12 protein-coding genes are annotated in these 15,194 nt (G+C 41.0%); 3 read left to right on the forward strand and 9 right to left on the reverse strand.

What is annotated here, in order from left to right; translation table 11 throughout:
- Positions 1-1,105: 1,105 nt before the first annotated feature.
- Together ACJROX_RS26165 and ACJROX_RS26170 are read right to left on the reverse strand one after the other, a co-directional pair.
- On the reverse strand, positions 1,106-1,672 hold the full coding sequence (locus ACJROX_RS26165) for a CBO0543 family protein (RefSeq protein WP_408008129.1): 567 nt from the start codon (positions 1,670-1,672) through the stop codon (positions 1,106-1,108).
- A 299-nt stretch (positions 1,673-1,971) separates the two neighbouring features.
- A complete protein-coding gene (locus ACJROX_RS26170; protein ID WP_408008130.1) occupies positions 1,972-2,640 on the reverse strand; it encodes a DUF4867 family protein in 669 nt (222 codons plus the stop codon).
- A gap of 682 nt (positions 2,641-3,322) precedes the next feature.
- Here ACJROX_RS26170 and ACJROX_RS26175 point away from each other — a divergent pair.
- Complete coding sequence (locus ACJROX_RS26175) at positions 3,323-3,640, forward strand: transposase (RefSeq protein ID WP_408006964.1); 318 nt, start codon at positions 3,323-3,325, stop codon at positions 3,638-3,640.
- Positions 3,580-4,503 (forward strand): IS3 family transposase, encoded by a 924-nt coding sequence (locus tag ACJROX_RS26180; RefSeq protein ID WP_408011791.1) that lies wholly within the window; start codon positions 3,580-3,582, stop codon positions 4,501-4,503. Before ACJROX_RS26175 ends, ACJROX_RS26180 begins: the two co-directional genes overlap by 61 nt.
- A gap of 143 nt (positions 4,504-4,646) precedes the next feature.
- Here ACJROX_RS26180 and ACJROX_RS26185 read toward each other — a convergent pair whose 3' ends face one another.
- From ACJROX_RS26185 to ACJROX_RS26215, 7 genes are all read right to left on the reverse strand, one after another.
- Positions 4,647-6,209 (reverse strand): BCCT family transporter, encoded by a 1,563-nt coding sequence (locus tag ACJROX_RS26185; RefSeq protein WP_408008131.1) that lies wholly within the window; start codon positions 6,207-6,209, stop codon positions 4,647-4,649.
- 61 nt (positions 6,210-6,270) lie between these two features.
- Complete coding sequence (locus tag ACJROX_RS26190; protein ID WP_408008132.1) at positions 6,271-7,458, reverse strand: iron-containing alcohol dehydrogenase; 1,188 nt, start codon at positions 7,456-7,458, stop codon at positions 6,271-6,273.
- 24 nt (positions 7,459-7,482) lie between these two features.
- Complete coding sequence (locus ACJROX_RS26195; protein WP_408008133.1) at positions 7,483-8,661, reverse strand: Zn-dependent alcohol dehydrogenase; 1,179 nt, start codon at positions 8,659-8,661, stop codon at positions 7,483-7,485.
- Between the two features lie 30 nt (positions 8,662-8,691).
- Positions 8,692-10,218, reverse strand: coding sequence for an aldehyde dehydrogenase family protein (locus ACJROX_RS26200; RefSeq protein WP_408008134.1), 1,527 nt, complete (start codon positions 10,216-10,218; stop codon positions 8,692-8,694).
- The gene (locus ACJROX_RS26205; protein WP_408011793.1) at positions 10,202-11,539 is read right to left on the reverse strand and encodes a lyase family protein; all 1,338 of its coding nucleotides are present in this window, start codon (positions 11,537-11,539) and stop codon (positions 10,202-10,204) included. Before ACJROX_RS26205 ends, ACJROX_RS26200 begins: the two co-directional genes overlap by 17 nt.
- 26 nt (positions 11,540-11,565) lie before the next feature.
- On the reverse strand, positions 11,566-12,999 hold the full coding sequence (gene aldA, locus ACJROX_RS26210; RefSeq protein WP_408008135.1) for an aldehyde dehydrogenase: 1,434 nt from the start codon (positions 12,997-12,999) through the stop codon (positions 11,566-11,568).
- Between the two features lie 22 nt (positions 13,000-13,021).
- Positions 13,022-14,173, reverse strand: a complete 1,152-nt coding sequence (locus tag ACJROX_RS26215; protein WP_408008136.1) for a mandelate racemase/muconate lactonizing enzyme family protein — start codon at positions 14,171-14,173, stop codon at positions 13,022-13,024.
- 177 nt (positions 14,174-14,350) lie between these two features.
- On the opposite strand from ACJROX_RS26215, the gene ACJROX_RS26220 reads away from it, so the two are divergent.
- Positions 14,351-15,139 carry a helix-turn-helix domain-containing protein gene (locus ACJROX_RS26220; RefSeq protein WP_408008137.1) on the forward strand — a complete coding sequence of 263 codons (789 nt, stop codon included), beginning with the start codon at positions 14,351-14,353 and terminating at the stop codon, positions 15,137-15,139.
- Positions 15,140-15,194 lie beyond the last annotated feature (55 nt).

Below are 15,194 nucleotides of genomic sequence, written 5' to 3' on the forward strand. Positions count from 1 at the left end.
AGACTCCTGGAAAAAACATCAGTCGAAAACTGAAGTAGAATCCAAAGAACCATGACAGGTTTACATTCAAGTTCATCCATCGTTCAACCATAATTTCACCAACCTAGCAAGGGCAATAACCACTTTATAAGTACAAAATAATAAATGATGACAAACAAAAGTGCGGGTAAATGGAACAAGCTATCCGATTTTCTCATCTAATCTTTCTTTTTATTTTTTATTATTTGTAAATAGCCAAAAACCATAACTGAATACATAAAAAAAAGCCTGTTAAACTTTCGGTATAACAGTCGAAGACTATCGTGCACCAAAAACAAAAGAAGTCTATATACGACAAATTCTCCTATATGAAAGGACCATCTTGTGAGAAACTAATAGTAGGACAACTTATTACGAGGGGGATTTGCATTGAAAAACGTATGTTCTCTTAAAGTATCATCCCACCGTTTCCGTTTATTGAATATCTTAGAATTATATAAGTTCTGCCAAAGCTGTTCCAGTAACGTTTATATTTATGCTAAAGATAAATGTTGTAAAGTCGAACGATTACCGAGCCTAGTTTCTTTTGTGATAAGTCTTCATAGTCGGGATCTTATGATTGTGATAGAGGGAAATCATTCGATGAAGGACAAGATTTGTCTTGAAGACTTGTTGAAATCAACTGATCCAGTTCAAACTAGAAGTTATACAGTAAATTCATAATCTTGGTAGGGGTTGACGTATTTTCGACCGAACCAAGCCCTTACAAAGTGTGTTGTGGCGATTACTTCGAGCTTGCAGGTTGATATTTAGCACAAGGGGGAGGCTCGAGCTGTAGCTTTATAATAAAGTTTAATCAAAAACGTTCAACAACTCCCATATTCTACAGCACAAAAAAGAACCCACTTGAAAAAAGATTGATTAAAATGTATTCTTATCTAACAGATTTAAGTTAGTTTTAAAAAAACAGTTGAATCATTTTCTGCCTGTGTTACTCCACAATCGCGCCCGATTACGGAATAAGCTTAATGCTTTAAAAAGTCCTTGTTTATTGGATATGATACTTAACTGAAGCCACCCGTTACTTGAACAAAGCAAAGGCTCTTTTAGAACAACTTCCCATACTTCAAGAGCGATCTGTTATTTTTTTAAAACTATCCATATTGCTGAACCAATTCGCTACAAAGAAAATGGATAGAAAAATAAAAAAGTCATAAATCGTCGACCATCCTTTTGGATTGTAAAAATCTATCATTGCAAAAAAATTCATGCCTCCGAAAGCTGCAATTGCAGCAAATATTAAACCTTTTAAAAGTGGCTTAGCTCTTGGTTTAATTTGAAGAACAAACATAATTGCAACAGGAGTTAAAGAAAAATGATAGGGGAGAAATAATAGTGGAGCTATAGGTAAGAATTTCATCGGGTAAGACCACAGCCCATAAGACAAAGCAATAAGATCAATAATTAGTGATAAATTGATGGTTACAAAGCCTCCAATTAGAAGCCGACCTGTACTTTCCTTATCTCTAAACAGAAACCAAAATATCCAAGGAATAATAAATAGTCCGATCCCAAACCACCATTGCCATGTAAACATAAAGGCATTAACGACTGCTTCGGATATCAAATTATTCACTTCAATTAGCTGCTCGTAGGCACTTTCAGTTTGTTTTATTCCTTCTTTAACTGTCATTCTTCAACCCAACTCCACCTTAAAACATATTTATTTTTATATACATCCACGCTTTCACCCCTGTTTTTGCGTGTGTCTTAAGGTTATCTTTTGCAATTTATTTTCCTTTTATGTATATGACAAATTTATAACTGTTTTTCAATTTTTTTCCTCGTTAGTTCGGCAACAAGCAAACCTTCTTCCTGATTGCTGAAAAAATTATAGTAGTTTACTAGTTATTATTTAATGCCATGAATAGTACACATGTGAGCAAAGTAAACCACATAGTAACCAATCCTCTCCTCTTTTAATTATAACGTTTATGATTGTTCAGGATAAATTACTGAAACATTATCGCCTTCGATACCTATATGTGCTCCGTTCGAGACGAATCGTTCTGTATCAGGATGGGTGATCAACCATTTGTTGCGCATGAATAATAAAGGGTCCTTACCTTGCTCATCCTCAGAAAGCGGTGTGTTCGTACCACGTGGCAAAATGACAACACATTTGAATCCCTCATCGGATACTTTACATGGAGCGAGATGCATGGTCGTTTGATACAGCTCAAGAGCCGTTCCTTCCGGGACAAAGAAGCCTGTAATATTCTTTACCGAAAATATCCCCTTGATCAAATCGTTTAAATGGCCGACAAGCAGAATCAAATCCGTAACAGCAACATTAATTTCGCTGCCTTTGTGGTATTCCAGCGCATTCAAGCTTGAATTATTCCCGTTACAATAGCCGATTTGAATGTCCATCCCCCCATAATGTGTAGACTCAACTAAAGGCTTTATGTCATCTGCTTCCCATGAGGATACGGTAGGAACGTATACATTCCCTGTTTTGGGAATCTCAGTTTCTCTCATAAGGTCTTTCATTTTTGATATCGGGAAATCTTCTAGTACTCTTCCAAACTTTTTAAATGAGTAATCACGTACATCAGCAAGATCTAGAAAGGGGTTAAGCGTTTTCAACATATTCAGCATACCATCCTCCATTTGGTAGATTCCTACAACTTATAATTACCTTTTAAAAAACATTATTACCTTTTGTGATATTATATTGTAAGTGCTTTCAGGAATCAAGGGGTTTTGAGAATATTCATAAAATTTCTTTTATACCTCTAAGAAATTAATAACAAACAGTTCAGAATTTACAGCTCAGTTTTCAAAATAACCTGTTTTCAGAAATTTATTGCGTGACTTGGAATGCAATAATATAAAATGAATGATAATCATACAAATAAAAATTATAAAGATTCAGATAAGAGACTAAATAATTTCTCTACTAACCTACCAAAGGATATCAACCTTCGAGAAATTAAAACCTAAAAGAGAGTGATTCTTTAAATTTATAAGAAAAACCTGAGTAGAAATTAGAGCATCTCTTCACTCAAGTACCTGTAAAGCAATGTTACGAAAGGGAAATTGCTGGGATAACGTACCAATGGAGAGTTTCTTTGGACACTTTAAGGATTTGGCTGATTATATAAATCATGTGACACGTTTAAGGAAGTAAAGAATGAAGTAGATCAAATTATCCAGGAATACAATGATCATCGTTACCAATAGGACTTAAAGAAAATGACCCCGGCACAATGGTATTATCCCCTTCTAGTAGACAGTACAAAGAAAGTTACTTTACTGTTTATTCTGGAGGGGATTTTTTATGGGGAAAAAAAGAAGAACTTTTACTGTTGATTTTAAAATGAAGGCTATTGAAATGTATTTACACAAAGGTATGGGTAGTAAACTAATCGGAAGAGAATTAGGAGTTACGTATTCCGTAATTGATAGGTGGATTAAAAACTATAAGGATGAGGGTATTCTAGGCCTACAAGAAAAACGAGGAAAATCACGACAAAATACAGGTTCAAATAAGCTTAATAAGGACGACAGAATAAAACGATTAGAAGCGGAGAACGAATACTTAAAAAAGCTCTTAGCTGCGAAAAGGGAGATGAGGTCAAAAGAGACAGATCAATAGAGTTTGGTATTATTTATTCATTAAAGCAGAATTTCCCTATTGTGTTACTATGTGAAATTGCTGGGGTGTCAAGAAGTGGATATTATAAATGGGAAAAAAGAAAAAGGAATCCATCTCAAAAGGACAAGGAAGACATATTTATTATGTCTAAAATACTGGAATGCGAACAAGATTCCGATATTAATGGTAGTTTTGGTTATCCGAGAGTTCGTAGATGGCTTATAAGAACATATGGTTTACAGATCAACCATAAAAGAGTATATCGTTTAATGAAGAAAATGGGGATACAAGCTAAGATTCGGAAGAAAAAGTGGAAACACTTTGGCTTAAAGGAACAATGTGTTGTATCAGATAATCATTTAAACCGAGAATTCTCAACGGATAAACCAAATGAAAAATGGGTTACAGATATTACCTATCTTACTTTTAACGGAAAGCGCTTATATCTGTCTGCCATAATGGATCTTTACAATAATGAAGTTGTAGCTTATAAAATAAGTGAAAGAAACAACTTAAGATTAGTACTAGACACAATAAAGAAAGCCATAAGAAAAAGAAATGTTCAGGGAACAATACTACATAGTGATCAAGGGTACCAATATACTTCAAAAAAATATAACCAGCTTCTAGACAAACACAAGATGAATGTAAGTATGTCTAGAAAGGGTAATTGTTATGATAACGCTTGTATAGAGAGCTTCTTTAGCCACCTTAAGACAGAATGTTTTTATAGATATGAGTTTCTCGAGAAAGAACAAGTTATTAAAGCCATAAGAAGATATATGAGATATTACAACAATAAACGATTTCAAAAAAGACTAAGCAACCTTAGTCCTATTGAATTTAGAACTAAGGTTGCTTAATGAAAAGCACCTAGTTTAACCGTGTCTACTTGACAGGGGTAAGACCACAATACCGGGATCATCTGTTAGCTGCATTGGCACTTTTTATTAAACTGTCCGTAAAATAGAGCGTTGTTCACCTCATTGGCTTGGCTGCTTTTTCTTTATCCAATATTCTTCATATCAAAAGAATATCGATCACCTTCTTCATTTCGATCAATAAAATCATACTTCTCTGGCGACCTAGCAACTTTTATCAAAGCGACTACGATAAACAAACACAGCAGTAAGGCCGGCACCCCTCCAAGGTTGGAGAGCATCTTAATCCCATCGATCTTTGCAAAACTGATCATGATCCACGAGATGGTTCCGACTGCCACACCCCAAACGACTTTAATCTTAAAGTCAGGTTCAGGACTATCAGGTGTGATACCTGTTGCACTTATTCCACCCATGGCTGAGATATTGGAATCCGCTGCCGTAACAAACGAGATAAATACGATAAATAAGTAAAAAGGAATGAGTAAGCTGGATAGAGGCAGATCAGAAAGAACTGCATATAATACAGATTCTGGACCACTGTTCGTTAAAATATCTCCTAGTTTCCCTTTCGTCAGTTGCTGATGGATGGACGTTCCGCCAAAGATGGTCATCCAGATCGCACCGAACACAGACGGAAGGCCAAAGTTAACTAAGATAAACGCACGAACAGAATACCCGTACGAGATTCTTCCTAAGAACAACGCTGTAATAGCTGCCCAAGCAAACCAGTTTGCCCAGTAGAATACAGTCCACCATTGTGGCCATTGATCACCTGCAGCGGCTCCAGTGAATAAACTCTTCTCGAAGAAATTTGATAAGAAGTTTCCGTATGATTCCGTTCCTAGATTAACGATAAATGCAGTAGGCCCCGCTACAAATAAGAATAGGATAACGACAATATACACTTTCATGTTGATATCAGACAGTATACGGATCCCTTTCATCAGCCCACTTGAAGCGGAAATCACAAACGTAATCATAACCACAGCTGCGATTACTGCCCACATGGTTGGGTTGCTCGGTAGATCGAAAAGATAGTTCATACCACCTGCTAGATTCAGAATTGTCGTACCCATTGCAGATGCCATACCAAGAGCTAATGTATATAGACATAGAGCGTCGATTGTTTTTCCCCAACCGCGAGTTACACGGTCACCAAACAGTGGAGCCAATGTTGAACTCAAACTAAACGGTTTACGCATGTTGTAATAAGCAAAGGCAAACATAAGAGCTGGCACACAATAAATTGCGTAGGGTGTTACCGTCCAATGAAGGTACATGGTAGACATCGAGAACACTGCGGCCTCTGCACTGTTCGCCTTCATCCCAAGGGATTCTGGAGGTGCTGTTAAATGATAGATCGGCTCAATAAAGCCCCAGAATGTTACGCCAGCTGCGATCGTTGTACATAACGTGATTGCGATCCAGTTTTGAAGCTTTAATAATGGTTGTGCTTTACTTCCTCCGATTTTCACTTTTCCTAACGGAGAAAAATATACCCCGACTACCGTAACAAGCATCAACAGTCCACTTAAGCTAAATAGCCAACCTAGGTTTGCCAACAGCCAGTTGTTTGCATCGGTTGCCGTTTTGATAAACCAATCTCTGTTCGTAAAACTTAAAACCGCAGCCGCCACTAAAAGTAAGAACGGCGGCCAAAACACACTATGCCTAATATTTTTCATCCCTTTCATCCCCCTTATCATTAAACAATTGTTTAAAACGAGAAAGCGATTTCAAATCAATTTATGCTTCTAAAGGTTGATGTTCTAGGATGCTCGTCGCAAACTTCTGCAAATCTTCCGTACTTGCTTGGCGGCAGTTATTGTTTAACATCGGAGCGTTTTCTTGAGATTGCATCGTTTGAACAAATTTCTCGATATTTTCTTTCGTCAAACCGTCTTCTGCTAACGAAAGTTTTAATCCACTTACATGCACGAGTCTGCTATATTCTTCAGCTCCTGCTAATGCTAGTTCTTTTTCCGTTAAACCTGTTCCATCAGCACCCATAGCTTTTGCAATTTTTGCATGAATCCCAACCGCTTCTTCAGCGTTCCATTTGTAAGCGACATGAAGAGCAATCGCTACAGCACGACCGTGATGGATACGTCCGACTGTTCCTAACGCGTGACCGATACAGTGCGCGATTCCAGTTCCACCTTGCTCGATTGCCATACCGGCCAACGTTGCAGCGAGCGCCAGGTTCCCTCGGGCTTCTAAATCATCGGGGGTCTCCAGTGCTTTCTCAAAGTTCTCCGCGATCAGTTGAACGCTTTGTAGACTTAACGCTTCGATAAACGGATTCGTACGTTTCCCTGTACATGCTTCAATCGCGTGAACAAGAGCATCGAGTGTCGTTGCAGCGGTTAAGAATCTAGGAAGTGCTTTTGTGAATTCGGGTTCGAGGATTGCTAATTCTGTAGCCATATTTGCATCCCATCCCCATACTTTCCGCTTTTCTGGTGTTGAGAAAACAACCGTACTTGTGACCTCTGCTCCAGTACCAGAAGTCGTCGGAAGCATGATGGTTTTGATCTTTTTATAAGGAAACGGGTTCGCCATCAACGCGTAATGCATGGTAGGCTGTTCTCCACCTGCGACAAATGCTGCCATCTTCGCAACATCCATCGCCGATCCGCCGCCAAGGCCGATTGCACACGCTGAACCGAACGCACGAATCACTTCAGCTGCTTCGTCAATCGAGTCAGCACTTGGATCACTTTGTACATTGCTGAAGAGACGGGTTTCAACACCTTCTGCTTCAAGCGCTTTTAAAACAAGATCTGCAAGTCCTACTCTAACAACTCCGGGATCTGTCACAAGAACGGCCTTAGATTCACCGCTTAAACTTTTTACATCATTTCCAATTTGAAGATAGCGCCCGATGCCGTACGCGACACGGGTCTTAGGTGTAAACTCAAATGGTGTACTCAACAAAACTTCCTCCCTTATTCACTCTTAATTGGACAGCTTCGTCACTTCGATCTCCACTTCCATATTTTTTAGCGTTTCGGTATTAGCAGGTGACGAAAATTCGATAACCGAGCGTCCAACGTTAATACAATTACAGTTATGAAATGAATCAAAAGCTTTATTAATATCAGCTAGAGAGATACGATCCAAAATCAGCTCATCAAGTTTAAATTTACCATCCAGATAGAGCTGCGCGATAGTTGGGAAATCCCGGTAAGGCTGTGTATCACCATAAAAGCTTCCCTTTAGAATTTTCCCAACTCTATGGAAACCTCCAGCCGGAAGATTAAGAGCTGCAGCAGGATTGAACGCTCCTACGATGACAACTGTTCCGCCTTTGCGTGTTCCTTTCCACGCACTTTCAGTTGCACGCGTGTTACCGGAACAATCGATGGCAAAATGAACTCCGAATCCGTTAGTTAATAGTCTCAATGCTTCTTCTGCATTTTCTACAGCCACATTAACAGTATGAGTCGCCCCAAATTGCTTTGCGATCTCTAGATTTGCAGTCTTCACATCACAAGCGATGATCTGAGACGCTCCTGCAATACGTGATCCTTGGATAGCATTTACGCCAACACCGCCGATTCCGAAAACAGCGACTGTCGATCCAGGTGTGACTTTTGCTGCGTTAACTGCTGCCCCATAACCAGTTGCTACTCCGCAACCGATTAATGAAGCTTGTGCAAGCGGCATCTCATCAGGTAATTTTACACAAGATAACTCTGGCACGACCGCATACTCCGCAAACGTAGACAACAGCGAGTTGTGGTAAATCTTCTCACCGTTATAACTCAACCGTGATGTACCATCTAACAAGGTGCCATCGAACATCGGTCCAAAAGCAGATTCACATAAATGAACGGCTCCTGTTACGCAAAACTCACACGTTCCGCAATAGGGTACCCAGCTGAGTGCCACCTTGTCACCAGGCTTCACTTTATAGACATTCGGACCAACCGATACAACCGTTCCCGCTCCCTCATGACCAAGAATTGTAGGAATAGGAGTCGTTGCATCATTCACTGCATTTAAATCGCTATGGCAAACTCCCGTTGCCTCAATTTCGACAAGCACCTCATTGGCTTTTGGCTCTGCTAAATCTACCTCAGTAATGCTAAGAGGCATTCCAACACCTGTCATGACAGCTGCCTTCATTTTCATCGTCGTTCCCTCTTCTTCTATTTTATTTTGTTAAAAGGCCATCCAAATGGCTTTCGTTTTTGTATAAGACTGTAGTGAATGTACTGCATATTCCTTACCCCAGCCACTCTGTTTCCAGCCGCCGAACGGACTCGCAAAGTCATAGCATCCGTACTTATTGATAAAGACCATTCCAGCTTCTAATTTTCGTGCTACACGGTTCGCACGCGATACGTCACGCGTCCATAAGCCTGCTGCTAATCCATAGATCGTGTCGTTCGCGATCGAAACGGCCTCTTCTTCTGTGTCAAAAGGAATGATACAAAGGACTGGACCAAAGATTTCCTCTTGGGCGATCTTCATCTTGTTATGAACATCCGCAAAAATCGTCGGACGTACGAAGTAGCCGTTCGCATTTTCACCGGTTACATCTCGTTCACCCCCAGCGACAATACGAGCACCTTCTTCTTTTCCACTTTCGATATAAGAAAGAATAGATTCCATATGCTCTTTCGTCACCTGTGCACCTTGATGGGTATCCGGATGGAACGGATTACCGCATGTGTAGCTGTTCGCATACTCGGTAATTTTTTCAACGACTTGATCATAAATGTCACTCTCGACTAACAAACGAGTTGGCGCTGAACATTTCTCTCCTTTATGTGTAAATAGCCCATAAAAGGAACGTTCAATCGCTACATCTAGATCTAGTACATCTTTAAAGATAATGTTTGGTGACTTGCCACCAAGTTCAAGTGTTACAGGTTTTAAGTTGGAGTCGGCCGAATCGTGTACAAGTTTCTTTCCTACTCCCGTGCTTCCTGTAAAGGACACTTTATCCACGTTCATGTGACGGCTTAGGTGAGAGCCGATCGACCCTTTACCTAAGATCAAGTTCAATACACCCGGAGGCAAGATGTTCGCTTCATCGATGATTTCAAAGAGACGAATTGCCGAATACGATGTTGTGCTTGAAGGTTTTAAAATGACCGTGTTCCCCATTGCAAGTGCCGGTGCTAGCTTCCAAGCCGCCATACAGATCGGGAAGTTAAACGGTACGATCTGAGCACAAACACCGATTGGGTCACGTGTCGTATAGCTTAAGAAATCCCCTTCAACCGGGTTATTCTCACCGTAATATTTATCCGTCCATCCCGCGTAATACTCGAAGATATCGGAAGCTTCCTGTACATCATCTTGATATGATTCTGTGTAGAGCTTTCCGTTGTCCAGTGTTTCGAGTGTCGCAAGTTCAGCTTGATGTTCCGCGATTAAGGTGCTAATCTGACGCAAGATCTTGGCGCGTTCTTTTCGTGAAACACTTCTCCACGGTCCGTGACCAAAGGCATAGCTAGCCGCTTCAACTGCTGAATCAATATCTTCCTTTGTTGCACTTTGAAATGTACCGTTCACTTTTCCATTTGCAGGGTTCGTGGAAGTGATGACTTCATCACTTGTAGCATTCACCCACTGACCGTTGATGTAGAGCTTCTTTGTTTCTTTCAGCCATGTTTCTGCCCACTCTAACTTTGGCTGATCCATTCCTTTAAAAAGTACTTCCTCATTGACTTGAGTCATTTCTCTCGCCTCCGTTTTGCAACATTTTTATACCTTCTCTGCCTTTCTCTTTAATAAGAGAGGAAACGGCAGCATATCCGTATTGTTCTTTTAAGTCGACCACGACAGGAATAAACGTGGTGGAGAGTTCCTCACATCGCTCACGGTTCGCGTCCATTCCTGCGATACAGTTACTGTGAAATGTCATAATTGCATGCGTAAGCATTGTTAACGCTTCCAAAATATTGATGCCAGCCGCACCTTCATATACATTGAGGTTTAGTTCGCCATGTTCGAGTGTCCCCTGAACCGCTCGATCACTCGCCAACACTTGAAAACAACATTGAATCAAGGTTTCTGGCACAATTGGATTCACCTTACCCGGAAAGAAGGAGGAACCCGCTTGAACCGCTGGCAGTTGAATCTCCCCGAATCCTGCTTCAGGTCCGGATGATAGCAGCCTTAAGTCTTTTGCTATTTTTATGAGACTTGTAGCGAGTAACCGAAGCTCACTTGAAACAGCAGCTAGATCATCGATATTTTGAGCTGTATCGTATAGATTTTCTCGGTATCCTAGTGGCATTCCGAATACTTCACATAGCTTATCTAGAATGACTGCCCTGTACTCTGGCGGTGCACCAAGCCCTGAACCAATGACGGTTCCTCCAAGGTTGATGAAATGAAGCTGATCTACCTTTTCTTCCAGTGAAGATAGCCTCCTTTTTAACATGGAGACGTAGCCACTGAAGAAATCTCCAAGCTGTACCCTCATACCGTCTTGTAGACACGTTCTTGCAATGGTGGTCACATCTAGTAAACGTTGAACCTTATTCTCTAGTTCTGTAATGAGTGCCGAGATTACTTTATAAAGTGCCTGAAACTCATTGATGATGGCGATTCTAATCGCCGTATGACAAACGTCTGAAGTGGATTGCGATAGATTCACAGAATCTATCGGGTGAACGGGGTGATAACTGCCCCGCTTCCTCCCTAACTTTTCGTTTACAAGATTTGCGATTACTTCATTCATGTTCATGTTCGTGCCGATGCCACCGCCACCGTGAAGCACATCGATTAAGAAGTGCTCATTATGGCATCCAACCATGACCTCATCACAAGCAGCTGCAATCACACTAACAAGTTCAGTAGGCAGTAATCCAGCACTACCGTTTGCCAAAGCTGCTGCCTTTTTCACTCCAGCCAGTACTTTTATATAGGAAGGATATTGATGTAACGGCCTGTTCGAAAATGATAGATTCTCAACTGTCCTTACTGTATTGATTCCATACAGAGCATCTGCTGGAATCTTAATCTTGCCAAATGAGTCTTTCTCAACCCTCATCTTTTTCAAGATGGCACCTTCTTTACTTAATACTTCATGTAAACCGTCTTGATCTGAAGAAACTCCTCAAAACCATGTTTGCCGTCATCTCCGCCGATTCCGGATTGCTTCCAGCCACTATGATAGCCTTGATACGCTTCCCCTTGCTGGCGGTTCACGTACACTTCACCGCATTCAAGTCTTGACGTAAGCTCCATCACGTTTTTGTAGTTATTCGTATAAATGTTGGACGTTAACCCATACTGTGAATCATTTGCCATCTCGATCACTTCGTCTAATGTTTCAAACGTCACGATCGGCAGAACTGGCCCGAACACTTCCTCATGAACGATATTCATCTTTTGATGACAGTCATCTAAAAGAGTCGGGGGGTAAAAGCTTTCACCAAGTTCCTCTAAGATTTTGCCACCACACAGAACCTTAGCTCCTTCTGCCAAAGCCCCTTCTACAAGAGCATGTACACGTTTTGCGTCAGTTGCACTAATGAGAGGTCCCATCTCAATGTCCGGCGTCTGCAAGCCATCTCCAACCTTTACTTCCTGAAACTTTTCTAAAAGCATCTCAGTAAACTTCTCCTTCACGCTAGTATGCACATACACTCTTTCCGTGTTGTTGCACACTTGCCCGCTGTTAGCAAGACGGCCGCCTTTGATCGCACTCGCTGCGAGTTCTAAGTCCGCATCTCCCATCACGATCGCTGGCGCTTTTCCACCAAGTTCAAGTGACGTGCGGATCATGTTTCCTGCACACTTTTCACTAATATGTCTCCCAACCTTTGTGCTTCCTGTGAACGTCACCATGTTCACTTTTGGTGAAGACGTTAGTTTCTCACCCACTACATCATCAAGTCCCGTTACGATGTTTATGGTACCTTTCGGAAACCCAGCTTTATGAAACAGTTCAGCAAGCTTTAACGCTGATACAGGTGACTTGATGCTCGGCTTGATCACGATCGTGTTCCCTGCAATCAACGCCGGAACTACCTTACGCATCAATACATAGATCGGGAAGTTCCATGGAATGATGGTTACCACTACGCCAAGTGGTTCTTTATACGTAAGAATCTTTTCGTTCGTACTGTCACTGTCTACCACAGAGCCTTCAATTCTTCTTGCCCATTGTGCTTGATACTCACTAAGGTCTGTTCCGTAAAAGACTTCTGATTTTGCAGCTTCAAATGGCTTACCCGTCTCAAGCGTGATCGCTCGGCCAATCTCCGCTAGATTCTCTTCTTTTCTCATAAGAGTGAGCAGATTCATCACATACTCTGCTCGTTTATAAGAAGGCGTTACTTTCCATTCTTTAAACGCAGCATGTGCGCTCTCGATCGCTTCTTCTGTATCCTCTTTTGTTAGAGCTGGAACTTTTGCGACAAGTTTTCCTGTTGCAGGATACTTCACTTCTAAAAAGTCTGAGTTCTCAACGAACTCACCTTTTATATACGCTTTGTATGATTTCATTTTACGTTCACCTCTTATTTTCTTAGGTTGTCTGATAGGTCGTGTTGCTTTCTCCAACGTAAAAATGGTTGATCTCGTATTTCTTTAACGCTTCTTCATCTAGCACAATGCCTAGTCCTGGCATATCAGGAGCGACCAAATATCCTTCAGAATCAATCATCAGTTTTTCTTTTTGTACATAATCTCTACGTTCGTTGCTCCATGCCGGTGGATCATAAGGGAACTCTAAGTACGGACAGTTGCTAACGCCTGCAGCTAGGTGCAGGTTAGCGAGCAGCCCTATTCCATTCGTCCATGTATGAGGACTGAACCATGCCCCGTTTCCTTGTACAAGATCCGCAATCTTCTTGACCTTTGTAATTCCTCCCGCGAGCGCCACATCCGGCTGATACACATCGAGTGACTGCACTTTATCCATCTCTCTAAAGTCGTACCAGTTGCGGTTCATCTCACCACCTGCGATACGGATGCCGACTTTATATCGAAGCTTCGCCATCAAGCCAAACTGATGAGACGGAAGGGGCTCTTCTAACCAGAAGACATTCAGCTTCTCTAGTTCTTGTGCGACTTGGAGCGCCATCTTCAGATCCCACGTACGTTCCACATCCCATGGCATCTTCCAGCCTTGATTCGCATCAACCATGATCTCTAACTTATCACCGACTGCTTTTCGTACCGCTTCCACTACCTTTATATCGTCTCTTACATCTTTATGGTGAAAGCGAATCTTTATTGCTTTAAAGCCTTGATCCACAAATCGCAGTGCTCGTTCTGCACGCTCTTCAGGCGTTACGATCTCACCCGTTGAGGCGTAAGCGAGCAGCTTATTTGTTTTCCCACCTAAAAGCTTATAAACCGGCTGTCCTGTTGCTTTTCCCATTAGATCCCATAAAGCAAGATCAAGTGGCCAGCAGCGCCCATAATGGAAATCAATATTTTCGATCACTTGTGCGTGACGTTCGATCGCGAAAGGATCTTGACCGATAAACAGATGCTCATGGCCTTCTAACCCCATCATCAAGTCACCTGAACCCACCCCTGTAATGCCCTCGTCTGTATGCACATAGACAATCGTGGAAGCAAATTTCTTACGTGGCTCCGGATCCCATGCTGCTTTAAACGGAGGATCTAGTGGCATTAAGTACTGTTTGATTTCAATCGATGTAATTTTCATTATGCTTCAGCCCTTCTCTGTATAGTTTCGTAGATTACCTACAAATTAACCACTTACATATATTTATTTTCTAAACATTCGAATTAATTTGTTTTTATGATACAGGAAAAACTCCACTTTTTACATACACTGATTTATCATGTATATATACTTTATTTCATAGAGAGGGTGAATCAGATGTCTAAGTTATGGCGGATACATGATATAGAAATCAAGCAGCATTCCTACTGGGATCATATCGAGCAGTTCATCCTGTCTGAAGACACCTATCCTCATTACAGCATCTTTTGCATTATTAACGGGACGTTTGACTATAAGTTGTTGGGAGAAAGTGGACAGGCAGAGTTGGGTGATGTTATCCTTTGTCCGCCAAATATTCCGTTGAAAAGGAAGGCCATCACACCTCTGCAATTTCACTTTTTTCAGTTTATTTATAAGGGGTTAGAAGAAGAGCAAATGCCAGTGGGTTTATTAACATTTAAGGATAAAGAACGTTTAATGTCTACGTACGAACGATTAAAAGATATCGCGTTTGACGAAAGTGGACACAGCAATAAATGGAAAGCCCATTTATTAAGTGATATCTTCCAGATTTACAGCATGGAGAACCAACTGGTTACGATTGAAGAGGAACCGAAGATACATGACTCGATCATTAATGAGGCGTTACACCATATTCATGAACATGCATTTACCGATATAAGTATTAAAAAATTATCCTCTGAGTTAAATTTAAGTTCGGTCCAGTTTACGAGGCGGTTTCAGGCAAGTGTAGGGGTTTCACCGATCGATTATTTAACATCTTTAAGGTTAAGAAGAGCAAGAACACTCTTACTGGAGACGGATTATACGATTGAGGATATAGCAGTGAGATGCGGATACAACAATGGATTTTATTTCAGTAGAATTTTCTCAAAGAAAATGAAAATGAGCCCTTCACAGTTCAGAAAGACTCATAAGATATAGATTGCTAAACATGGTTTTATCAAGTTGGCACTATTTTATAGCGCACTACGAATAT

It is taken from the genome of Pseudalkalibacillus sp. A8, from assembly GCF_045920555.1.
Taxonomy (GTDB): Bacteria; Bacillota; Bacilli; order Bacillales; family Fictibacillaceae; genus Pseudalkalibacillus.

Excerpts from the sequence above, each read along its gene's own strand:
- ACJROX_RS26205 (WP_408011793.1), bottom strand. The coding sequence starts at position 11,539 with ATGAGGGTTGAGAAAGACTCATTTGGCAAGATTAAGATTCCAGCAGAT.
- ACJROX_RS26200 (WP_408008134.1), bottom strand. The coding sequence starts at position 10,218 with ATGACTCAAGTCAATGAGGAAGTACTTTTTAAAGGAATGGATCAGCCA.
- ACJROX_RS26195 (WP_408008133.1), bottom strand. The coding sequence starts at position 8,661 with ATGAAAATGAAGGCAGCTGTCATGACAGGTGTTGGAATGCCTCTTAGC.
- ACJROX_RS26170 (WP_408008130.1), bottom strand. The coding sequence starts at position 2,640 with ATGCTGAATATGTTGAAAACGCTTAACCCCTTTCTAGATCTTGCTGAT.
- ACJROX_RS26220 (WP_408008137.1), top strand. The coding sequence starts at position 14,351 with ATGTCTAAGTTATGGCGGATACATGATATAGAAATCAAGCAGCATTCC.
- ACJROX_RS26185 (WP_408008131.1), bottom strand. The coding sequence starts at position 6,209 with ATGAAAAATATTAGGCATAGTGTGTTTTGGCCGCCGTTCTTACTTTTA.
- ACJROX_RS26165 (WP_408008129.1), bottom strand. The coding sequence starts at position 1,672 with ATGACAGTTAAAGAAGGAATAAAACAAACTGAAAGTGCCTACGAGCAG.
- ACJROX_RS26175 (WP_408006964.1), top strand. The coding sequence starts at position 3,323 with ATGGGGAAAAAAAGAAGAACTTTTACTGTTGATTTTAAAATGAAGGCT.
- ACJROX_RS26215 (WP_408008136.1), bottom strand. The coding sequence starts at position 14,173 with ATGAAAATTACATCGATTGAAATCAAACAGTACTTAATGCCACTAGAT.
- aldA (WP_408008135.1), bottom strand. The coding sequence starts at position 12,999 with ATGAAATCATACAAAGCGTATATAAAAGGTGAGTTCGTTGAGAACTCA.